This is a genomic window from Priestia sp. FSL W8-0001 (genome assembly GCF_038050335.1).
Taxonomy (GTDB): Bacteria; Bacillota; Bacilli; order Bacillales; family Bacillaceae_H; genus Priestia; species Priestia flexa.
The window spans coordinates 1924191-1946721 of the sequence record NZ_JBBPAL010000001.1 but is presented as its reverse complement, the minus strand read 5'-3'; the positions used below and the strand labels follow the sequence as shown (position 1 = coordinate 1946721).

Here is a 22531-nt window from a genome sequence, read left to right as displayed (position 1 = left end):
ACTATTTAATTTCACTTAAAGAATCAGTTGATAAAACAGAACATCTTGCCATTGATTGAACTTCCATCCTACTTCTTTAAATTCCCCACAAAAGTTAAATCCAAACTGTTCATGCATTTTAATACTTTTATCGTTTCCTTTTGTAATACCAGAAATAACAACGTGATGATTTAACTCTTTTGCTTGTACTAGAATAGCTTCCATTAACCTTTTACCAATTCCAAATCCTTGGTGAGCTTCATCTACATAAACGGAGAGTTCAACTGTTCGAATATATGCTTCTTTATCACGGTAGGAAGACAAAGATGCGTATCCAGCTACTTCACCATTTCGTTCAGCAACAAGCAGTGGAAACAGTTGACTTTGGTCGTGAGATTCAAACCAGCTTTTACGTTGCCCAATTGTTACAGGAGTTAAGTCAAATGTTGCTGCGCTTTGGCGTACTGACTGATTATAAATAGCCACCATTGTAGGTAAGTCTTCTGCTAAAGCTTTTCTAATTACTGTCATGATGTATCGTGCTCCTTTTTCAAAATGATGTTTCTATTGTACTTGTTTTTGTCAGAATAATCTACACAAAAAACCTGATGCAAAAGCATCAGGCCTCATTTTATATATTGATAGGATTGCAGTACGCGTAGGGCTTCGGATGTTGAAGTAACCGTTGCAAATTCATTGTGAAGAGATGATAAGCTTAAGCGATGAACATCTTCTGCTGCAAAAGTTGTTTCACCGTCATATGATAACAGATTGAAACACGCAGTTGCATCGTGGATGACGTAAGTGCGATAACCTAAGTTTCCTGCCATGCGTGCCGTTGTAGAGACGCAATGGTTCGTTGTTAAACCTACTAGTATAAGCGTATCGTATCCGTTTTCCTTCAGATAGTTATCCAGTTCTGTTCCTATAAAACAGCTATTTTTATGCTTTCGAATTAAGTATTCATCACCAACAGGACCGAAACCTTCTTTGAAACGGAATCCTTCCGTCCCTGGAAAAAGAGGAGATGTTTCGCTTTTTGAAGCATGCTGGACATGAATAACCGGAAACTGCTGTCTCCTCCAAGCTTGTAAAAGAGTGAGCATATTATCTTCTGCATGAATATTATTACGAGTTCCCCAAGCATCTTGTTCAAAACCTTTTTGTACATCTATTATGATTAAAACAGGGTTTGATTGAATCATTCCAGTCATCAACTTCTTTCATCAAAATTTTAAAATGGAGATTACATACGTACAACCATTCACATCAGCTTTTGACGCATGCTTTGTGTGTTTTGGTAAATAAATACGATCTCCCGCTTCGCACTGAGTTGTTTCTCCCTCAACTGTAAAATAAATAGATCCTTTAATAATATGAAGAATCTCGTCGGTAGGGTGAGTATGACTTGGGTGTTCCTGCCCTGCAACATCATGTTGAACCTCTACATAACCGGTATGTTTTGGAAGTAGTTCATGTATAACTTCTTCAAGACCACCGCCAATTCCTTTTTTAATAAAGGCTTTTTTTAACTCCATCTCTTTCACTCCTTTTTAGCTTGAATGGACATTCTGTTGGGAACGAGTTGTTAACATCTCGTAAGAAATACTGCTTCCATTCATGATTTTCTTGATCTCCATACCATCCTAGATGAGGATGCGCTTCAACTTTGTCGTAATCTTCAAGTCGATTCCGAACCGTTTTTTGAACTTGCTGTCCCATTTTTGTATGAGGAGTCATTCCCTCAAACACCCATCTAGGCTGAAATGTAATTATGAAACTGCTGCTCTTTCGGCTTTTTCGTAATTCATGTACAGGCGTATTACAGACAACAAATATTGGCTCACCTTCAAAACAAAACTCCCATAGAGGATCGTTAGGGTTTTTGGGGATTTCTTCGGGCCAAGGCTTTCCATCAATTCGATGTAAAAATGTGAGGGTATCCCAAAACATCGTTTCATACTGAATCATCGTACGTTTTTTATGTTCAGGCTCAAAGAACACAACAAATGATGTATAGCGACCTAATGTGCGAAAGCATGCCATATATTCTTTAAGTGCATCTGCACAGAGCCTGATATCTTTATAATTATATGGTGAAGACACAAACGCAAATCGCAGCAAATCTTTTTTTAATCCCTCTACTCCTAAAATGCAGGGGAAAGGGTTCTCTTCAGAAAGCATGTCTTGACTAAAATCACTAAAAACCGCTTTTCCCCATTCAGGAACAATAGGCGAATCCATAATTTCCTTGCTATTGAATAGCTTTTTATTTCTCATTAAAACCCTCCTTACAGATTTCCACCAGATATTTTTATTAGAAACAGGGACGCTTTATATTCGTTTTCCTTGTATTTTCCAAATTCACAAACGACCGGAATAGGAAATAAGTAAACTTTTAGAAAGAAAGGCTTTTGGTAGGAATTCCACCGATTTGCCTATAGAAGACCGTTTATCACCATAATTTTATATCCTCGTTGCAGTCAACCTCTTTTCGCAGCAGAATAAACAATGTCTTTTAAGGTTTCTGTAAACTTTTTTTGTTCATCGTAAAAAAGGCCGTGACCGCTCTTTTCAAAAGGAATTAACGTTGAACCCTCAATTCCTTTATGCATGGCTTCAGCTAAAGGAAACGGACAAATTTGATCTTTCTTTCCGTGTAAAATATACGCTTTTACAAAAATTTGACTCAAGTCTTCACGGAGATCTTCATCACGCAGTGACTTTGCTGTTTTAATCGTTCCGTGACCCGAAGCTTCTAGACCTAGTAATTGAAACCAATCTCTAAAAGAAGAGCTAATTTTTGAATTAAAAAATTTCTGGCCAAAATCGGCGAGCATAGCTGGTCGATCTTGATACGTCGCTTGAATGATGCTATCTACTTCTCCCTTAGAAAGTCCATAAGGAAAATCGTCTCTTTTAATAAAGTTAGGGACAGCTGCACCAGCTAGAATCAGTTTGTTCACACCAAATCCTAAATGTCTACTCATATACCGCAAGGCGATTGCTCCTCCCATTGAAAAACCAACTAACGTTAGAGCTGAAAGTTGTAAGGCGTGAATAACTGCTCGAACATCGTCGGCTAATGAGTTATATGTATAGCCTTTGAACGGTCGACTTGATTTTCCAAACCCGCGTAAGTCTATTGCAATGCAGCGAATCCCATGTTTCGGAAGCTCATTAAACTGATATTCAAACATTTTATGATTAACTGGCCAGCCGTGAAGAAACAGTATAGGCATTCCACTTCCAATGTCTTCAACATATATTTTCGTACCCTTTTGATCAACGGTAAGGTAATATCCCATAAAAATACACTTCCTTTCATTATGCCTACTTTATTTTTATGTTGATATTCTCTATTCATGTTGATATTTTCTTAGCTGCTATTTTTTATTTATATTGATTATTTAGAACATAGTTTATATAGAATTTATATAAACTAAAAAGAACGCTGCAAAACAGCGCTCTTTTTAGTTTATTATTTTGTTTTTTTTTCAATCCACATATCAATAACGTCCCCGGATTCCGCTTGATCGATTGCAAATGAACCGTTGCTATAGCGATCGCTTGGTCGCATTGACGCTGGATCAATGCGCTCTGTTTGATTTTTCTCAGACTGTATCACAACCTCATCTTCCTTCGTGACAATCTTCACTTTTGTAATTTGATGAGGATTTGCTTTTAATTCACGAACCATTACTAATCCACGTTTCGCTCGAGATGACTGCTCAAATTCTGTCATTTTTGTTTTCTTAATAGCACCTCGGTGCGTTGTAATAAATAAATCTGTTTCCTTCACTTTTTCTTCACTAAAAACAGCTCCGCTAACGACATAATCATTTTCTTTCAAATTGATTCCTTTTACACCTGCAGCGCGCGTTCCAACAACATTGACTTCCTCTTCAGCAAACCATAAACCGTATCCTTGGCGAGTGGCAATAAAGACCTGCTGCTTGCCATTTGTTACGTACACATCAACTACTTCGTCATTACCTTTTACATTCACAGCGACTAGAGCTTTAGAATAACGTTGCGCCTTATACTGTAGCAACTCAGATTTTTTAATCATGCCGTTTTTCGTAAAGAATAATAAATAGTAATCTTCTTTAAACTCTTTAATTGGAATGGCTTTCACAATATGGTCGTCTTTATCAATTGGAACAATGTTCATGATATGCTGCCCCATATCCTTCCATCTAATATCAGGAAGTTCATGTACAGGGAGATATAAATAGTTTCCTTTTCTTGTGAAAATTAAGAGCGTTTCTGTTGTATTAATTTCTAACTTTGAAAGAATCCGATCCGTGTCCTTCATACCAAAATCCTGCCCATTCGAAGCTGAATATGAGCGTAAGCTTGTGCGTTTGACATAGCCATCCTTTGTGACCGTCACAATGACATCTTCAGAAGGAACCATAACTTCTAGGTTAATTTTAATTTCTTCAATCTCCGCTTCAATCTTTGCGCGGCGCTCGTCACCATACTGCTTTTTCACGCGGCGAAGATCTTTTTTAATAACGTTAAAAAGCTTTTTTTCACTTGCTAGAATGGCCTCTAGCTCTGTAATCTTTTCTGTAAGCTCTTTTGACTCCTGTTCTAACGCTGTAATATCAGTATTTGTTAAGCGATATAGCTGTAAGGAAACGATTGCTTCTGCCTGCTTTTCTGTAAAGTCAAATTGCGTGATTAAGTTATCCTTCGCATTTCGCTTGTCTTTTGACGCTCGAATGGTGGCAATTACTTCATCTAAGATGGATAAAGCTTTAATTAAACCTGCAACAATGTGTTCGCGTTCCTTCGCTTTTGTTAATTCATATTTCGACCGATTGGTTACGACTTCACGCTGGTGCTCAATATAAGCATCCAAAATGCTTGGTAGATTCATTAACTTCGGTCGTTTCTTTGAAATAGCTACCATATTAAAGCTGTAAGGCACTTGTAAATCAGTATTTTTATATAAATAGTGTAAGACACCTTGTGCATTAGCATCTTTCTTTAATTCAATGACAATTCGCAGACCTGTGCGATCGGTTTCATCACGAACTTCTGCAATGCCTTCTACTTTGCGATCAATGCGAAGCTCATCCATTTTTTTAACAAGGTTTGCTTTATTCACCTCAAACGGAATTTCTGTAATCACAATTTGTTGCTTTCCGCCGCGCACATCTTCAATTTCTGCTTTTCCGCGAATGATTATTTTCCCTTTACCTGTTTCGTAAGCTTTTTTGATTCCATCAATGCCTTGTATAATACCCCCAGTTGGAAAATCTGGACCATTAATGACGGTCATTAGCTCCTCCACTGAGCTTGATGGGTTATCAATTCGCATAATCGTTGCGTCAATGACTTCTCCAAGATGGTGAGGTGGAATTTCAGTAGCATACCCGGCAGAAATTCCAGTTGAGCCATTTACAAGTAGACTCGGGAACATGGCTGGGAGCACCGTCGGCTCTTCGCTAGTGTCGTCAAAGTTAGGAACAAACTCTACCGTTTGTTTGTCAATATCACGTAATAACTCAGATGCTATTGCTGATAAACGTGCTTCCGTATAACGCATTGCTGCCGGTGGATCACCGTCAATACTACCGTTGTTCCCGTGCATTTCAACAAGTACGTTTCGTACTTTCCAATCTTGACTCATACGCACCATCGCATCATAAACCGAGGAATCTCCATGCGGGTGATAGTTACCGATTACGTTACCAACTGTCTTTGCTGATTTACGAAACCCTTTTTCAGCCGTGTTTCCTTCCACATGCATTGCATACAAGATGCGGCGCTGTACCGGCTTTAATCCGTCTCTTGCATCGGGTAGCGCGCGCTCTTGAATAATATATTTACTATATCGTCCAAAGCGGTCGCCAATTACATCCTCAAGAGGTAAATCTAAAAATCGTTCTGTTTGTGTCATTGTACATCCTCCTCTGAGACCGTTACTACATTTTCGTTATCTAAAATATTTGGATCTTCTTCTAGTCCAAACGCTACGTTACTTTCAATCCATTTTCGTCTTGGTTCTACCTTATCCCCCATTAGCGTAGTAACACGACGATCTGCTCGGGCTGCGTCATCAATGCGCACACGAATAAGCGTTCTTGTATCAGGATTCATAGTGGTTTCCCATAGCTGATCTGCATTCATTTCTCCTAAACCTTTATAACGCTGAATCATATAGCCTTTGCCAACTTTTTTTATCGCCCCTTCTAATTCTTCATCACTCCAAGCATATTCTAGAACTTCTTTCTTTCCAGTTCCTTTGCTTACTTTATACAGAGGCGGAAGGGCAATAAATACTTTTCCTGCTTCAACTAATGGTTTCATATAGCGATAGAAGAATGTTAAAAGTAGTACTTGGATGTGAGCTCCATCTGTATCGGCATCGGTCATAATGACAATTTTGTCATAGTTAATATCATCCACTTCAAATTCAGCTCCAACACCGCCGCCAATTGCGTGAATAATCGTACTAATCTCTTCGTTTTTAAAAATGTCTTGAAGCTTCGCTTTTTCAGTATTAATAACTTTACCTCTCAAAGGCAGTACAGCCTGAAAACGACGGTCACGACCTTGTTTAGCAGAACCACCAGCAGAGTCTCCCTCAACTAAATATAGCTCATTTTTTTGTGGATTACGTGATTGTGCAGGTGTTAACTTACCGCTTAGAACCGTTTCTTGACGCTTTCTTTTTTTACCGTTACGTGCGTCTTCTCTTGCTTTTCTCGCAGCTTCTCTTGCTTGAGCAGCTTTAATGGCTTTTTTTACAAGCAGCGAGCTTACGTCTGGATTTTCCTCTAAAAAATACGCTAACTTTTCGGAAACAACAGCATCTACAGATGAACGTGCCTCACTTGTCCCGAGCTTCCCTTTTGTTTGACCTTCAAATTGAAGAAGTTCTTCTGGGATACGAACAGAAACAATCGCACCTAATCCTTCACGTATGTCCGTCCCTTCAAGGTTTTTATCTTTTTCTTTTAGAAGATTTACTTTTCTTGCATATTCGTTAAACGCACGTGTCATCGCCGTTTTTGCTCCGGATTCGTGCGTTCCACCGTCTTTTGTACGAACGTTATTAACAAAGGATAAAATCGTCTCTGAATAACCATCGTTAAATTGAAACGCAAATTCTACTTCAATATTATTCTGAAAACCTTCAAAAGAAACAACTGGATGCAGCGTATCTTTTTCTTCATTTAAATATGTAACAAAAGCTTCAATTCCCGTTTCATAGTGAAACACTTCGTGCTGATTATGTCTCTTATCAATTAGTTCAATTTTAAAACCTTTTAACAAGAACGCCGATTCACGTAAGCGTTCGCTTAATGTATCAAAGTTATAAACAGTTGCTGAGAAAATGGATGGATCCGGCTTAAAATGAATGGTCGTTCCTGTTTTTCTCGTTGTTCCCTTTTTCTCTAACGTTGTAACGGGTTTCCCGCCGTTTTCAAAGCGTTGTTCATAGATGGTACCATCGCGGTAAATTGTAACCGTTAACCATTCAGATAACGCATTTACAACCGATGCACCTACACCATGTAAACCACCGCTTGTTTTATAGCCACCTTGCCCAAACTTACCTCCAGCATGAAGTACTGTTAAGATAACTTCAGGTGTAGGTTTTCCTAATTTATGCATACCGGTCGGCATTCCGCGCCCTTTATCCTGCACTGAAATGGAATTATCTTGGTGAATGGTTACAATGATTTCTTCACCATATCCTGCTAGCGCCTCATCAACCGAGTTATCGACAATTTCATAAACTAAATGGTGAAGCCCTCTTGTATCTGTGCTTCCTATATACATTCCTGGTCGTTTACGAACAGCATCTAATCCTTCTAATACTTGAATTGCATCTTCGTTATAATTAAATTTTTGCTTTTGAGCCATTCATACATACCCCTTCCATACAAACACACTTTCCTCATTATGTAGAAGACAGCAGTGCGCTGCCTTTTATATGTTTATCTTTACTTGTTCGTGTTTCATCCGCTCAGTAAGAACATACGTTTCTATTTTAGCACACTTAAACGATTTTAGCACATATTTCCGTATTATAAAAGCTTATATAGCTCTATCCCTTGATTATAGATGACCTTTGAAGCGTTGTCTAACAGTCATTTGATCGAAGATATGAAAAACCCATGCTTCCATTCACGCATGGGTTTTTCATATCCTATCAAAGATTTATTTCGTTAACGCATGTTCCACTTTAATACAACGATCCATAACAACCGTATAGCCTTTACTTGCTAAAAGTTCATATGCCTCTTCATTTATTAGTCCTAGCTGAGCCCAATAAATATCCGCATCAATTTCTAAGAACTCTTTCGCAACATCTAATAAATGCTCAGATCTTCTGAACACGTTTACAATATCAACATGCCCCTCAACATCTGTTAATGATTTTACGGCTTTTACACCTAATACTTCATCGACTAATGGGTTAACTGGTATAATTTCATAACCAGCTTTTTGCATAGCTTCTGAAACCATATACGACGTTCGTTCTGGATTATCTGATAGCCCTACTACTGCAATTCGCTTACTATCTTTTAGAATCTTTCCTAATTCTTCACGTGATGGAATTTGAACTGTCACACTTTTCATCTCCTTTTATGCTTAAACGTTCGATGTATAAAATAAATTTCCTGCATATGTTACCCGTTTTTTAGTATTTTGTAAACATTTCCTTCAAACTTACAGAAAAAAAGACTCTGCTGAAAAACTATGTATGGTGTTTTTGCTATCTCATGGTAAAATAGATACGATATATAGATAAAGGAGCTTTTGTCAAATGGATTATCTATTACCTATTCTGGCCTATATCATCGGCTCTATTCCCTTTGGACTAGTTGTTGGAAAATGGGGATATGGCATCGATATACGTGAACATGGGAGCGGAAACCTAGGAGGGACCAACAGCTTTCGAACGCTAGGAGTAAAAGCAGGTATCCTTGTAACGCTGGGAGACATTTTAAAAGGAACGTTTGCTGCTTCATTAGCTGTTTTGTTTCATTCAGGACTTCATCCTCTTTTCGTCGGTTTATTCGCCGTTATTGGACATACATATCCGCTATTTGCGAAGTTTAAAGGTGGCAAAGCCGTTGCCACATCTGCAGGTGTTTTATTATTTTATGAGCCTCTTTTATTTTTAACATTGCTTGCTTGCTTCTTCATTTGCTTATACATCACCAAGTATGTATCGCTATCCTCAATGATTGCAGGTATCATTGCATTTATTTATACACTATTTACAGGCGAACTAATTTTAATCATCATTGTTGGATTCTTGGCTTCTTTTGTCATTTATCGCCACCGCGCGAATCTTGGTCGAATTCGTCAAGGGACGGAACCAAAAGTTACGTTTTTCTCAAAAAAGAAATGAAGGTAAAAACCCTTCATTTCTTTTATTTTCATCGTTGTAAGCGAATACATTTATATTTTTTAGCTATACTGACAGTAGGAGGTGATTGAGATGAAGCCGAGCCGCTGTCCAATGTGTAAGCGTGAAAAAAAGATTCATAAACAAACGCAAAGCAGTCGTTATTGCATTCATTGCTGGGAAACAATTGAGAAGCCCTATGAATTTAAATGAAGAAGGTAGTCAAAGTGGTTATTTAGAACATTGTTTACTTTATAACTCCTTTGACTATCTTTTTTACCCTTCCACGTTCATCCAATTGTATTAATGGTAATTTTAGCTTTTTTCTACTATAATAAGAAAGGAAACCTAGTGATGGAAGGAGCACACACAATGAAATTAAACGTAACAGAACAAGCTGCCCAATGGTACAAAGATGAAATGATGTTAGAAGGCAATGAACATTTGCGCTTTTTCGTTCGCTACGGTGGTTGTAGTAATGTTCAAAAAGGATTCTCGCTTGGTATTAATAAAGACCAGCCGTCCAATATCGGTGTCAAAGCTGAAGTTAATGGTTTAACATTCTTTGTAGAAGAAGAAGATCTTTGGTATTTCGATGGTCATGATTTAAAAGTTGTCTTTAATGAAGAGGCAAGTGAACCTGAATTTATTTACGAAGCATAATAAAAAAAGCATCGACTATACATCGATGCTTTTTTTACTCTTTGCCTTTTTTAGCGTTTTCATAAGCTGCATGCCATTCCGGCAACTGCTTTCGAATGGAAATCGGCTTGAAGTTTTCTTTTTTCACGCAAACATGCGAAGAAGTTCCAGTTAGAGCAATACTTCCATCTGGCGTTATAATTTCATATCCATACACAACGCGCAAGCCATCATAATAATCAAGCCACGTTTGAATTTTAGCTGTTTCTCCGTAATGAAGTGGCTTTTTATAGGAAACGTTAATGTCAATGACTGGTGATAAAATACCATCTTTCTCCATTTCAGCATAATTAAAGCCCAAATCTCGAATAAACTGCGTACGCCCTAATTCCATCCACACTAAGTAGTTTGCATGATACACTACGCCCATTTGGTCCGTTTCACTATAGCGTACATCAATTTCTTTTATTGAAATCATGATTTTATTTCCTCCTACATCGCAATCATACGGGTACTATATTACCACAAATTGGTGTAGTTTCACTACTTATCGGCTCGCGTTTTAATACGTTGTGAAACTAAGCATCTTCTGGATACGATACAGCAATGTTTGAAAAATGGTCATTTTATTTTCATATTTTTCATACGGAAGAGTATAGGTTGCATCTTTGTTTCCCCATAAGCGTGTAAAATATTTATTCATTTCTTCCGAGATATCTTCGTCAGATCCTGCGGTAATTTTAATATTGGTTTCTAAATTCAAGTCATCTAAATTACGCTTTGTAAAATTGGCTGATCCCCCAATGATCGTACTCTGGTCCTTTCCGCGAACAAATAGAGTTTTTGGATGATACTGTTCTTTGTCTGTGTTATACCATCGTACTTGTATTTTATTGTTTGAATCATCTAATAGCTCAGCAGCTACAGGGCGATTCGGAAGGCCAATTTTTTCTTGTCCAAAAGCATTGACGTTCGGGTCTAAAACAAGTCGGACTTTAGCTCCTTTATTTGACGATTGTACTAGCTTTTCTACAACTTTGCGATCAGCAAGATAAAACATACCTAGCCATACTTCATCCCCTGATTCTACTTGATCCAGTGTATTGAGGATTTCTTTATACACTTTTCCTTCCGTTAATAGCTGTACACCAATGTCACCGCTCGGAGCTTTTTCATAGCTCAGCTTCGGGATTTGTACATCGCTCGAAAAATCGACAACTGCTTTTTCTGTTTTAACAATCTCACCAATGATATCTCCCTGCACTTCAAAAGCCATATTGGAATGATGACCACTTGCATCGTGAGGGTTGGCTGATGAAATAACGGCTGTCTTATCAGTAGCTACAACTTTCCGATGGTTAGCTTTTACATTAAAAAGCTTTAAATAGGACCTCGCCGTAATTTTCGGTGCATTCTCACCAAATGGGTTGGCAAGCCATCCTTCTCCAGATTGTCCAAACCACTGTAAAAAACTTCTCCAAACGCTTGAGTATAGAGGGTTGGAGTCTCTAAGCTTTGTAACATCTGTCTCAACAACCTTAATCCCCGCTCGTTTTAATGATTCTAGCCACTCTGATTCATGTGAACCATACGTTGTATTTACCTCATCGGTAATGAAATAGATGTCTACGTTTGGTTGCTCCTTTTTCTTTTCAATTAACTTTCTCGCTAGCGTATCGCTAATAGGTGGATAGGTTTCACCTTGGTCATAGTAGCCGTTAAATAAGAACATATCCATAACGATAAAGTTTTCTGCATTGTCAATCGCTTCAAAAATCCGCCGAAAAATTTGCTGCTCGCTTTTAACTTCATCACCGCTTTGATAAGTTAAGTCATATAACAGCGATACGTCCTTTACGTAGTGTACGTTTCCTTCGTATGAAACGCCTTCAGGTAGCGGCTTATATGTATGATAGCATGCGACAATTGTCAGTAATAATATAAGTGCAAGCATGAGATATGTTGCTTTTTTTGTTAATAGGCGCCCCACCAGTTCTCCTCCTCATAAGTAGTATCAGCTGTTTATTCCCTTTCCTTGTTCATTAGAAACATAAAAGAAACATAAAGGCCAATTCTGGCCTTTATGTTTCTTAGTTAGTCGAATTAGGATATCCTTCTTCACGAACTTTAGATTCGTCTTGAATTTCATTGCGCATTGCCTCTATACTTACTTCTCGATTATGATTTTTTTGCTCAATTTTCGCACGCTCTTCTCCAGTCGCTCGCGTCATTGTAGCCTCAGCTTTTTCGATATTATCAATCGTGTTTTGAACCATTGATTGTAAGCGTTCTACATTGTTGCTACGATCATCTGGGTTTGGTTTACTCCATGTCATAGTAAAATCCTCCTTTAAAATCCTTTTTTTGTACATCTCTAGTATGCAGCGGTTTTTTCTTTGTATAAGTGGAAAATAACACCCTTTTAAAACACAAAAAAAGTCGCTGTTCAGCGACTTTCTATTCTCCCTTTGTTTGAATAACCTGAGGGTGTTTTCCTGATTTATCTTGCATTTTCTTGCCATTGTTACCACCGGCTTCTCGCGGCTGAGTGCCAATGTGGTCAGGTACAAAACGTTTGGCGAATTTCTTCGGATTTCCCATGTTAACCCCTCCTTGCTGTTACTGTAACCAGTTTCAGAAGGAACTATTCAGCCTTTTCAAGCATACGTTTTTCTAGACGCTCTTCAATCGCAAGCTCAATTCGCTCGATCTCTTGTTGGTCTTCTAACAACTTGCTTTTATTCTCTCTTACTAACTCTTCAAACGTGCGTTTATTTACTCTTCTCATCTTTATCACCTATCCTTTTTAATTTTTGAAAAGTCTGAAAAATAACTATACAATAAATTACTATTATTTTTGCCATAATCCTTCACATTAAACCTAAAAAATTCAAAATGCTCCAAATTTGATCATTTTTTTTGTTAAAACACGTAGCTTTTTCTAAAGTAAAGATCGATTTTTGAGCATACTTTCTATACGAACATGCCTATGAAAAGGTTTCATTTTATTCACAAAAAAAAGCAGCCATTATGAGCTGCTTTCAGACGCAAAGGTCTCCATTTGTTCTAGCGTCATTGGTCCGTTAATACGCTTAACAATTTTACCTTTTTCATTAATAAAGTATGAAGTTGGGATTGTCATCACACGATATGCTTTCGTAGCTACCTCATCTTTTTCATCTAGAAGCACTTGAAACGATAGTTTGTTTTCTTTTAAAAAGGTTGAAACACTTTGTTTACTACCTTCAGACGACGTTAAATTTACAGCTAGGATATGAACTTCCTTTCCTGATGTGTCGTGAAACTGCTGCATAGCTGGCATTTCTTCTTTACAAGGAGGGCACCACGTAGCCCAAAAATTCAAGATAATCTTTTTTCCTTTAAAGTCTGATAGCTGAACTGATTTACCTTGTGTATCCTTTAACGTAAACGGAGGAGCTTGATCTCCAGGTTCTAAACCATACGGCTCTCCATTTGCTACTTCAGCTTGTCCTTCTTTTATGTTCAAGTCTTCATACGATGATAACTTTTCTCCTTCATCATCTTTTGGTGCTAAAGCTTGCCACGCTGCAAAGCTTGCAAAGCCTACCAGTAAAAGTGTTGCTATAACTTTTTTTAGCATTATGCTTACTCCTTTCAGCCAGCTTCTATGAAATTACAGACCCTTTTTCTTTATATATGTACAAGAACATGCAAAATCATCCTAAAATGTGAATCTTTTATTATCATACCATATCCGAAAGCGTTTTATGAAAAACGAAAAGAAAAACGCACCTTAAAAAGGTGCGCTTCTGCTATCTTATGCGTGCGTTTTTGATTGAAGCTTATCGCGTAGTACCATCTGTAAGATACCACCATGACGGTAGTAATCAATTTCAACTTCGCTATCAAAACGAACTAATACGTCGAACTCTTTTTTGTTCCCAGCTTCATCCGTTGCAGTAACTTTTACAAAGTCACGTGGTTTTACTGTTTCATCAATTTGAACACTAATTGTTTCAGTTCCAGTTAAGCCTAATGTTTCAGCGCTTTCGCCTTCTTTAAACTGAAGTGGAAGAACACCCATTAACACAAGGTTTGAACGATGAATACGCTCAAAGCTTTCAGCGATAACCGTTTTAATACCAAGTAAGTTTGTTCCTTTAGCAGCCCAGTCACGAGAGCTTCCCATTCCGTAATCTTTACCTGCTAATACAACAAGACCTGTGTTTTCTTCTTTATACTTCATACAAGCATCGTAAATGCTCATCACTTTATTTTCAGGCCAGTACGTTGTCCAGCCACCTTCAGTACCTGGTGCAATTTGGTTTTTAATACGGATGTTTGCGAACGTACCGCGCATCATTACCTCGTGGTTACCACGACGAGATCCGTATGAGTTAAAGTCTCTTGGCTCAACGCCTTTATCTTGTAGATACAGGCCAGCTGGTGATGATTTTGCAATTGAACCTGCTGGTGAAATATGGTCTGTCGTTACAGAATCTCCAAACTTCGCTATAACACGCAGGTCATTTAATGCTTCTACCTCACCTGGCTCTTCAGATAACCCTTCAAAGAACGGCGGGTTTTGAATATATGTTGAGTCATTATCCCACGTGTAAAGCGCTTCTTCACTTGTTTCAATTTCGTTCCAACGCTCATTATCATCAAACACGCGATCATACTCTTTACGGAACAATTCTGGCGTTACAGTTGCTTTTACTACTTCTTTAATCTCGTCTTGAGAAGGCCAGATATCGCTAAAGAATACTTCTTTACCGTCTGCTCCTACACCAATCGGATCTTTCTGCAGGTCAATATCAACTGTACCAGCAAGAGAATACGCTACAACAAGCGGTGGAGATGCTAAATAGTTTCCTTTTACAAGCTGGTGAATACGACCTTCAAAGTTACGGTTACCTGACAACACTGACGTAACTAATAAATCGTTATCTGCAATTGCTTGCTCGATTTCGTCTTCTAATGGACCAGAGTTTCCGATACATGTTGTACAGCCGTATCCAACTACGTTGTAACCAATTTTTTCAAGGTAAGGAAGTAAGCCTGAGCTTTGTAAATAGCCCGTTACAACTTTTGAACCTGGTGCTAATGATGTTTTTACGTAAGCTGGAACATCTAATCCTTTTTCAACTGCTTTTTTAGCTACTAAACCAGCCGCTACTAATACGTATGGATTTGATGTATTTGTACAGCTTGTAATTGCAGCAATAGCAATTGCACCTGTTTTCATTGTTGTTTCTGTACCGTCAGCAAGCTTAAATGTTACTTCTTTTTCTACATCAGAAGTACTTAAGCCAAAGCTTTGATTACTTACAGGAGCTATTAGCGCTTTTTTAAATTCACTTTGCATGTCTGAAAGTGGAATTAAATCTTGAGGACGCTTTGGACCTGAAAGGTTTGATTCAATTTCGGCTAAGTTAATTTCTACTACATCTGTAAACGTTGGCTCTACTGCATCTGGAGTATAGAATAAGCCGTTTTCTTTTGTATATTGTTCGACAACCTGAATATCAGCTTCATCACGACCCGTAAGACGCATATAGTCTAACGCTTCGCTATCAACTGGGAAGAATCCACAGGTTGCTCCATATTCCGGTGCCATGTTAGCAATTGTTGCGCGATCTGCTAATGGAAGTTGAGCTACACCTGGTCCGAAGAATTCAACAAATTTTCCAACAACACCTTTTTGACGAAGTACTTGCGTTACTTTTAAAGCAAGGTCTGTTGCTGTTGTACCATTTGGTAATTCACCAGTTAGCTTCACTCCAATAACTTCTGGTACTGGGAAATACGAAGGTTGACCAAGCATTCCTGCTTCTGCTTCAATACCACCAACGCCCCAACCTAGAACGCCAATACCGTTAATCATTGTTGTATGAGAGTCAGTTCCGACCAATGTATCTGGAAACGCTAAGTACTCTCCGTTTTCTTCTACTGCATGGACTACGTTTGCTAAATATTCTAAATTTACTTGGTGTACGATTCCTGTTGCAGGAGGTACAGCACGATAGTTATCAAATGATTTTTGAGCCCAGTTTAAGAACTTATAGCGCTCTGTGTTGCGTTGAAACTCAAGATCCATATTTACTCGTAAAGAATCTAATGTTCCCGCTTTATCTACTTGAACCGAGTGGTCAACTACGAGATCTACTGGAATTTCTGGATTAATTTTATCTGGGTCTCCACCTAAATCAGCCATTGCTTTACGTAAAGATGCTAAGTCAACAACTGCTGGTACACCTGTGAAGTCTTGAAGAATAACTCGTGATGGCTTAAACGGCACATCTACTTCTTGAATTTCATCAGTTCCCCATTTTGCTAAATTTTCTACGTGCTCTTTTGTGATTACACGTCCGTCTACTTGACGAAGAACGGATTCTAATAATACTTTAATTGAATACGGTAGTTTTGAAACTGCTCCTAAACTGGCTTCTTCTAATGCTTGTAAGCGGTAATAATTATATGTGCTACCGTTAACTGTGAATGACGAACGAGCGTTAAAAACGTCTTTTTTAGTCATTTCATTACCCCCTTAAATGCTATGTATAAAGGATTTTACTTACCCCATCCTCTATTCCCTTCACCATCTATCTTAATATAATGTTATACATAAGTAAATAAAAAGAATGTTATTAATTTACATAAGTTTTTCTTATAACATAATCATTAATCACAAACATTTTCTAATAATTCATATTTCATCGACTTTTGTGCATATTAAAAATGGAGGTGAATAAAATGGCTAATCATAAATCAAAGCACGTCATTCCTGGAGCTAACGCTGCTAGCGCTCAGGGAAAAGGAGCAGGTTACAATGAAGAATTTTCAAATGAGCCGCTAACTGAACAACAAAAGCAAAATAATAAAAAACGCAAAAAAAATCAATGAGCTAGTTTAACATCGTGCTTTATCGTTCATAATGATTATCAGTGTTAGATAAGCACATACCTTAAACCTCATGATTTCTAGCATAAAAAGCCATGTTTTCACATGGCTTTTTGGCTATTTATTCATTCACTTCGTTCATAATTCCCTGCAAGTCCTGCTGAAACTGTGTAAGCTGCTGACGCTGCGTTTCAGTAGCTGTTTCCAGCGCATTGTTAATTTGTTCATATGTTTCATTAATTTCTTCTTTAAGAAGCTTTAGCTCATGCCCATACGCCGCATCGTGTTTTACAATATTTGATTGTGCATACGCATCTAGCGTTTGTTTATGGCCTTGTTGAGCTGCTTGAAAAGCCTGCTGACTATTTTTATGATATGGCATAATATCTCTCCTTTTTTACATTGTTCTGTTGTATTGTTTCATATCCCTCTGCTATTCATACCCCTCTTTTACAGGTTAAAAATGCCGAGCATAGATGCTTCTATAATGAGCGACATTAAGAAAGAAGCAACGAAAAGGAGGAGCTTTCATATGAACAAAAACGATAGTAAAGACATGCATAAAAACGCACCTAAAGGACATCAAACTGGGCAACCTGAACCGCTTAGTGGATCTCATAAAGTAAAGAATCGTCAACATACTCGTCAAAAGCATAATAGCGGTCACGATATGTAAAAAAAGAGCCCTTAGCGGCTCTTTTTTTGTTTATTAGCTTGCATCGCTTGAATTTCCTCTGGCAGCTCGTTATCTCTTTCTTCTGAAAGAGATAACGGCATAACTCCTGATAAAATTTCTGTTGTAACTTCATCATTTCTGCGTTCATTTCGAGTCACAGTATCATTTCCTTTCTATACATCATTTCACAATCTTTGAAAGCTTGCATATGATGGTTATGGAAGAACGTGTATCATAACGGAGGAAACAAGTATGAACAACAAACATTCTAAAAACGATTGCTCAAAAAGTTTTCAAGAACTGCTAGAGTTAATTTTGGAAAATCCTTTTATGAGCTATTTAGATTATGATTCTGTTCGCGCAGATTTATTCGAAACGGAAGATACTTATATTGTGGAAATAGAGCTTGTTGGCTATCATCCTCACCATATCCATGTATCAGTTGAATTACAAACTCTTCTTCTTGTAGCAACAAAGCAAGTGAGCTATGAGCAATATGATGATAAACGGCATACGTCTCAAAAAGCTTTACGTGAGGAAAAAATTGAAAAAACAATTGATTTTCCTTTTTTGTTAACCAATAAAAAAATTGTCGGAACCCTTCAGAATTCCATACTAGAAATTACCATTTACAAAAACTCCAACGTGACTTCTTCCACTGCTTATGTTCCTATCCAACCCTTCTTCAGCGAATAAACTCTATTCAAATGCTCTCTTAAATTGTTTATTTAGAACATAGATTAATTAAGGCTATTTACGTTTTAATAGTCTTAATTAATGATGTACATATCTTCTCTTCCTCGTTGCACACTATAGAAAAAAAGAGGTGATCTTTTGCTTCATACAGCATGGAAAGGCCAGCTGTCTTTTGGACTGATTGAATTTCCAATTAAGCTTCACGGGGCAGTTGAAGACAAGGACATTAAATTACGAACGCTGCACTCGGTTTGTTATAAACCCATCCATCATGTAAAGCGCTGTGAACATTGTGAACGTGATGTTGCATCAGATGAACTAATTAAGGGGTATGAAACAAGTGAAGGTCATTTTGTGACATTATCAGAACATGAGCTAGATGAGCTAAAAAAGCGATTTTCTCAAAGTAAGACCATTGACATTTTACATTTTGTCGAGCTAGAAGAAATTGATTCAATCTACTTTGATAAAAGTTATTATATTTCAGCCAATGAATTTGGTGGGTACGAATATAGCGTCTTATTGGAGGGGCTTGCACTAAGTGGAAAGGTTGGTATTGCAAAGGTCTTTCTATATTCCAAGCAGCAGCTTGCAATCATTCGTTCTTATGGAGACTGCCTTTTATTACAAACGCTGCACTTTCATGAAGAGCTTCGCCATGTACAAGACGTGCCTCATGTCGACGCCTTACCTTCTCTATCAACCAAAGATCGTGAAGCAGCTGTGGAAATCATTAATAAGTTGTCCGCTCCGTTTGAACCAAAAATGCATCATAACGACTATCGTGATATGCTACATGAACTAATTCAAAGCAAAGACGCTATGGCTTCTTTCAGTCAACAGCAGTCTGAACAAGACGTTACAAAGCTTATGCAAATGTTAAAACTAAGTATCGATCAATCCAACTTAAAGCCGAGAAAGCCTCGTAAAAAGGCGATTCAGAAAAAGGCATAAAAAAGCGAACAATGTTAATTGTTCGCTTCAGTTTGTCGACAAAAGGGATTCGGAATGGTCTCATTCCGAACCCCTTTTTAGCTTTTTATGGGATTTGAAGCTATTTAATAAAAAGACAGACCTCTTCGAGTTCATCATTTAGGCCATTTTTGGACCTTGCCACGTCCAGTTGGCCATCTTCTTCAGGTTCATGGCAGCGAAAGTAAGCATCGCCTGCATCGACAATTTTTTAAGTCCCCTTAACGTTGTCCAACGCATGCCATGCTTTTCTTTTCCATCTGCGAATACACGCTCAATGGTTTCTTTACGTTTGGCATAAATCTCTTTCACCTCTGCGTGATAGCGAAGATGGTCTGCCTCTTCTACGTATTCCTGCCAAATATGACGCGTCACCACTTTCTGGTGGTCTTTACTCTCCGTACATCTGGCTAAAAATGGGCATGTCGCACAAATCTGTTTTGGCGATTTGTACTCCCGATATCCTTCTTTATTCGTTGTCGAGTAGGCCAAGATCTCACCTGCCGGGCAAAGATAACAGTCAAAGTATTCGTCATACACATAGTCATGTTTTCGGAAAAAACCTTTTTTCGTACGTGGTCGTGTGTATGGCAAGGCAGGGGTCATCCCCTGTTCCAATAAGTAACGGGTAATCGCAGGAGTTTTGTACGCGGCATCTGCGGCGACCGCTTCAGGCTTTCCGACTCTCTCGATGACCTTTCCGACCAATGGCTCTAAAATCTGACTATCATGTGTGTTGCCAGGTGTGACCATGGTGCCAAGCACAAAACCGTTACGATCCGCGGCTGCGTGAAAAGAATAGGCGAACTGCTTCGTCCGTTCATCCTTCACATAGTAACCACTCTCTGGATCGGTGGTGCTTTCTTTGATTTCTTTCTTCTCTTCCTTCTCAAACTTGTCCGGAGGAAATGGTTTTTTTCCGTGATCTTCCCGGTCCTGGTTAATCTCTTCTTGAAGGCGTTCCTGATACGCGCGTGTCTCTTTGCGAACGACTTTCTTTTCAAATTTGCGTTTGTTCGCACTCGCTTTAACATGGGTCGAATCCACGAAAACGTGCTCGGCACTGATTAGCTTTTTCTCGGCAGCTTCCTTTAAGATGCGATAGAAAATCTGTTCAAACAGATCGGTATCTTTAAAACGGCGTTCATAGTTTTTTCCGAACGTAGAGAAATGAGGCACTTTATCGTGGAAACCATACCCAAGGAACCAGCGATAGGCCATATTGGTTTCCACTTGTTCAATCGTTTGGCGCATGGACCGGATTCCAAACGTGTATTGAAGGAAGGTCAATTTAATTAAGATGACAGGATCAATACTGGGACGACCGATTTCTGAATACATGTCCTTCACCAAGTCATAGATGAACGAAAAATCAAGTGCTGCCTCTATTTTACGAACCAAGTGGCTGGCCGGTACCAATTGATTTAACGTAATCATTTCTAATTGATCTCGTTGAATGGGATTATGTTTCGAAAGCATGTCAATCACCTCAAGTTATGTAGTACTTCCATTGTAAAATAAAAAAGACTGTAGGCAAACTGGATTTCTTCCAGTTTGTCTACAGTCTGAAGCGAACAATGTTAATTGTTCGCTTTTTTCACTACAGATTCTTTAGGAATAATGGTTCCATAATCTACGGGAACTTTTATATACTGAGTAATTTGTTTGTTTTCTACAAATACAACTACATTTTCCTGACTATTTAATACGCTGTTTAATGTAGCATCCGACCATTTAAATCCAAGTTCTTTATTAACATCCTTTACTGACGCTTCTGGGCCAAAGACATATACTTCATCCCAGTTAAAATCAAAGAGTTCATTAAAATCAATCACTGCGTAGTCGCTTTTCGTTTCTTCTTTTGTTTTATTTATCTCATCTACTAATTGAGACTCTAGCTGTGCCTGATTGCGTTCACTATAGGCACGATCAATAAAAAATGTAGCTAATAATGCAGCTACTGTGAATAATAAAATCTTCTTCACAACCTGCTCCTCCTGTCAGATTCATCGTTGTCGTATATACATATGATGCGACTCTATCTTTTTACATTTTAGAAAATTCAACAAGAAATTACAACTAATATCTAAATTTGTCACAGAAATATTACATAAAGTTTGCTTTTGTATAAAAAGTAATTCTTCGTCCATACTAAGAAGAAAAGGCAGGTTTATAAAACACATGAAGCACATTTCCATTATCATCGTAAAATTCATTTCGTGTATGATTGCGTTCGCTATTGGACTGGATTTATTTTTCGATGCAACGTTTGTTGACATTTTATCGTTTAGCGCTTTTGTAACCGCTGCATCTTACATATTAGGTGATCGCATTATTCTTCCCGCTTTAGGTAATAAAGCAGCTACTGCTTTTGATTTTATTTTGGCCTATATGAGCGTATGGATATTCGGGACAATTCTATTAAATAACTATATGCAAATCGCATGGGGAAGCATTTTATCCGCAACGATTATTACCGGTGTTGAAGTGCTTGTACATCGCTACTCATTAGCGCACTTCTTTCAAAATCGAACGCGTACTGTAAAAAGAACAGAGTTTCGAAAAGGTTTTGCATATGGCACTGAATTTGCGGAAGAGCACGATTCAGATATTCATGATCCTCAAAAAAAATAACCGGAAAGCGGGCGCTTTTCGGTTATTTTTTTATTTTGACTAGTGACCAATACTGATTATTACGTATAATAAAAGTAAAGAAAGGTGGTGATTACCTATGAAAAACCGCGACAAACAGCGAAAGAAAAAGCGCAAGATCCTACAGGATTATCTCAAAAACAAGCTTAAAAATTTAAACCCAAAACAGTCTAAGGGTCCTGTATCTAATTATAAAAACCGCTAAAACCTAAAAGGGTTAATGAATAATCTCTGTCTTACCAATTTCCCACTCTAAGTCGAATAATAGCTGATCAACACCGATAATAATAGTATCTAATCCATTCCAAAACACAGAGGATAACATGCCCTTTTTCTTCATGCCTAACAAGAGTTCATTCATAAATGTCTCAAGAGAAATGTCAATGACTCTGCAGCCAGATGGTGCATGCTGTAAACAACACTGTGCATATTCTTTGCAAGGCCATACGGGTACTAATCGCTTATTGTCATCATTTCCGGTCATCTTTACCTGATTATGTTCATCAAGAACAATCCAAACTCGTTTGCATTTAATTACTTGCTCGATAAAATACGTGTAGCGATCATGAGCAGAAGCATTTACTAATTGCTGAAATATTGATTGTTCTACCATCATTGTTCCCCTCCATTTTCTATTTTTTTAAAGG

General features: G+C 38.0%; 27 protein-coding genes. 7 read left to right on the top strand and 20 right to left on the bottom strand.

Going from position 1 to position 22531, the window contains the following annotated elements:
• Positions 1–15: 15 nt before the first annotated feature.
• From MKZ18_RS10270 to MKZ18_RS10235, 8 genes are all read right to left on the bottom strand, one after another.
• Positions 16–510, bottom strand: a complete 495-nt coding sequence (locus tag MKZ18_RS10270) for a GNAT family N-acetyltransferase (protein WP_163071101.1) — start codon at positions 508–510, stop codon at positions 16–18.
• A 95-nt stretch (positions 511–605) separates the two neighbouring features.
• The gene (locus MKZ18_RS10265; protein ID WP_025911113.1) at positions 606–1184 is read right to left on the bottom strand and encodes a cysteine hydrolase family protein; all 579 of its coding nucleotides are present in this window, start codon (positions 1182–1184) and stop codon (positions 606–608) included.
• Between the two features lie 21 nt (positions 1185–1205).
• Positions 1206–1517: a cupin domain-containing protein gene (locus MKZ18_RS10260; RefSeq protein ID WP_025911115.1), complete on the bottom strand. Its 312-nt coding sequence runs from the start codon at positions 1515–1517 to the stop codon at positions 1206–1208.
• Positions 1492–2259 (bottom strand): YqcI/YcgG family protein, encoded by a 768-nt coding sequence (locus MKZ18_RS10255; protein WP_138117017.1) that lies wholly within the window; start codon positions 2257–2259, stop codon positions 1492–1494. Before MKZ18_RS10255 ends, MKZ18_RS10260 begins: the two co-directional genes overlap by 26 nt.
• Before the next feature lie 203 nt (positions 2260–2462).
• A complete protein-coding gene (locus MKZ18_RS10250; RefSeq protein WP_341344539.1) occupies positions 2463–3287 on the bottom strand; it encodes an alpha/beta fold hydrolase in 825 nt (274 codons plus the stop codon).
• A 173-nt stretch (positions 3288–3460) separates the two neighbouring features.
• Positions 3461–5893 (bottom strand): DNA topoisomerase IV subunit A, encoded by a 2433-nt coding sequence (gene parC / locus MKZ18_RS10245; RefSeq protein ID WP_025911120.1) that lies wholly within the window; start codon positions 5891–5893, stop codon positions 3461–3463.
• Entirely contained in the window at positions 5890–7866 is a 1977-nt protein-coding gene (gene parE, locus MKZ18_RS10240; protein ID WP_025911122.1) for a DNA topoisomerase IV subunit B, read from the bottom strand. Before parE ends, parC begins: the two co-directional genes overlap by 4 nt.
• A 297-nt stretch (positions 7867–8163) precedes the next feature.
• Positions 8164–8586: a CoA-binding protein gene (locus MKZ18_RS10235; protein WP_242531504.1), complete on the bottom strand. Its 423-nt coding sequence runs from the start codon at positions 8584–8586 to the stop codon at positions 8164–8166.
• 187 nt (positions 8587–8773) lie between these two features.
• Here MKZ18_RS10235 and plsY point away from each other — a divergent pair, with 187 nt between their 5' ends.
• Together plsY and MKZ18_RS10225 are read left to right on the top strand one after the other, a co-directional pair.
• Entirely contained in the window at positions 8774–9364 is a 591-nt protein-coding gene (plsY, locus tag MKZ18_RS10230; RefSeq protein WP_061784640.1) for a glycerol-3-phosphate 1-O-acyltransferase PlsY, read from the top strand.
• Positions 9365–9733: 369 nt separating this feature from the next.
• Positions 9734–10024: a HesB/YadR/YfhF family protein gene (locus tag MKZ18_RS10225; RefSeq protein ID WP_025911127.1), complete on the top strand. Its 291-nt coding sequence runs from the start codon at positions 9734–9736 to the stop codon at positions 10022–10024.
• 34 nt (positions 10025–10058) lie between these two features.
• Here MKZ18_RS10225 and MKZ18_RS10220 read toward each other — a convergent pair whose 3' ends face one another.
• The 7 genes from MKZ18_RS10220 to acnA all read right to left on the bottom strand — a co-directional run bounded on the left by MKZ18_RS10220 (position 10059) and on the right by acnA (position 16523).
• Positions 10059–10481, bottom strand: coding sequence for an acyl-CoA thioesterase (locus MKZ18_RS10220; RefSeq protein WP_242529468.1), 423 nt, complete (start codon positions 10479–10481; stop codon positions 10059–10061).
• 84 nt (positions 10482–10565) lie between these two features.
• The gene (locus MKZ18_RS10215; protein WP_340842534.1) at positions 10566–11993 is read right to left on the bottom strand and encodes a phospholipase D family protein; all 1428 of its coding nucleotides are present in this window, start codon (positions 11991–11993) and stop codon (positions 10566–10568) included.
• Between the two features lie 100 nt (positions 11994–12093).
• The gene (gene tlp / locus MKZ18_RS10210) at positions 12094–12339 is read right to left on the bottom strand and encodes a small acid-soluble spore protein Tlp (protein ID WP_340842535.1); all 246 of its coding nucleotides are present in this window, start codon (positions 12337–12339) and stop codon (positions 12094–12096) included.
• A 121-nt stretch (positions 12340–12460) separates the two neighbouring features.
• A complete protein-coding gene (locus MKZ18_RS10205) occupies positions 12461–12604 on the bottom strand; it encodes an acid-soluble spore protein N (protein WP_025911133.1) in 144 nt (47 codons plus the stop codon).
• Positions 12605–12647: 43 nt separating this feature from the next.
• The gene (locus tag MKZ18_RS10200) at positions 12648–12791 is read right to left on the bottom strand and encodes an FbpB family small basic protein (protein WP_076512981.1); all 144 of its coding nucleotides are present in this window, start codon (positions 12789–12791) and stop codon (positions 12648–12650) included.
• 240 nt (positions 12792–13031) lie between these two features.
• Positions 13032–13625, bottom strand: a complete 594-nt coding sequence (locus tag MKZ18_RS10195) for a peroxiredoxin family protein (protein WP_025911136.1) — start codon at positions 13623–13625, stop codon at positions 13032–13034.
• Positions 13626–13802: 177 nt separating this feature from the next.
• A complete protein-coding gene (gene acnA, locus MKZ18_RS10190) occupies positions 13803–16523 on the bottom strand; it encodes an aconitate hydratase AcnA (RefSeq protein ID WP_341344538.1) in 2721 nt (906 codons plus the stop codon).
• Between the two features lie 218 nt (positions 16524–16741).
• Here acnA and sspO point away from each other — a divergent pair, with 218 nt between their 5' ends.
• Positions 16742–16891: a small acid-soluble spore protein O gene (gene sspO / locus MKZ18_RS10185; RefSeq protein WP_025911139.1), complete on the top strand. Its 150-nt coding sequence runs from the start codon at positions 16742–16744 to the stop codon at positions 16889–16891.
• Positions 16892–17009: 118 nt separating this feature from the next.
• Here sspO and MKZ18_RS10180 read toward each other — a convergent pair whose 3' ends face one another.
• On the bottom strand, positions 17010–17270 hold the full coding sequence (locus MKZ18_RS10180) for a hypothetical protein (RefSeq protein ID WP_061784643.1): 261 nt from the start codon (positions 17268–17270) through the stop codon (positions 17010–17012).
• A gap of 150 nt (positions 17271–17420) precedes the next feature.
• Here MKZ18_RS10180 and MKZ18_RS10175 point away from each other — a divergent pair, with 150 nt between their 5' ends.
• Entirely contained in the window at positions 17421–17564 is a 144-nt protein-coding gene (locus MKZ18_RS10175; RefSeq protein WP_061784644.1) for a small acid-soluble spore protein P, read from the top strand.
• 11 nt (positions 17565–17575) lie between these two features.
• On the opposite strand, the gene MKZ18_RS10170 is transcribed toward MKZ18_RS10175, so the two are convergent.
• Positions 17576–17722 (bottom strand): hypothetical protein, encoded by a 147-nt coding sequence (locus tag MKZ18_RS10170; RefSeq protein ID WP_156413425.1) that lies wholly within the window; start codon positions 17720–17722, stop codon positions 17576–17578.
• Between the two features lie 94 nt (positions 17723–17816).
• Between MKZ18_RS10170 and MKZ18_RS10165 the strand changes: the two genes are divergently transcribed.
• Together MKZ18_RS10165 and ku are read left to right on the top strand one after the other, a co-directional pair.
• Positions 17817–18260 carry an Hsp20/alpha crystallin family protein gene (locus tag MKZ18_RS10165; protein ID WP_222482789.1) on the top strand — a complete coding sequence of 148 codons (444 nt, stop codon included), beginning with the start codon at positions 17817–17819 and terminating at the stop codon, positions 18258–18260.
• Positions 18261–18398: 138 nt separating this feature from the next.
• Positions 18399–19214 (top strand): non-homologous end joining protein Ku, encoded by an 816-nt coding sequence (gene ku, locus MKZ18_RS10160; RefSeq protein ID WP_061784646.1) that lies wholly within the window; start codon positions 18399–18401, stop codon positions 19212–19214.
• 138 nt (positions 19215–19352) lie between these two features.
• On the opposite strand, the gene MKZ18_RS10155 is transcribed toward ku, so the two are convergent.
• Both MKZ18_RS10155 and MKZ18_RS10150 read right to left on the bottom strand, forming a co-directional pair.
• Positions 19353–20711, bottom strand: coding sequence for an IS1182 family transposase (locus tag MKZ18_RS10155; protein WP_144594447.1), 1359 nt, complete (start codon positions 20709–20711; stop codon positions 19353–19355).
• A gap of 101 nt (positions 20712–20812) precedes the next feature.
• On the bottom strand, positions 20813–21217 hold the full coding sequence (locus MKZ18_RS10150; protein WP_025911145.1) for a hypothetical protein: 405 nt from the start codon (positions 21215–21217) through the stop codon (positions 20813–20815).
• Positions 21218–21413: 196 nt separating this feature from the next.
• On the opposite strand from MKZ18_RS10150, the gene MKZ18_RS10145 reads away from it, so the two are divergent.
• The gene (locus tag MKZ18_RS10145) at positions 21414–21866 is read left to right on the top strand and encodes a YndM family protein (RefSeq protein WP_076512982.1); all 453 of its coding nucleotides are present in this window, start codon (positions 21414–21416) and stop codon (positions 21864–21866) included.
• Between the two features lie 235 nt (positions 21867–22101).
• Here MKZ18_RS10145 and MKZ18_RS10140 read toward each other — a convergent pair whose 3' ends face one another.
• Entirely contained in the window at positions 22102–22500 is a 399-nt protein-coding gene (locus MKZ18_RS10140) for a DUF2750 domain-containing protein (RefSeq protein WP_025911147.1), read from the bottom strand.
• Positions 22501–22531 lie beyond the last annotated feature (31 nt).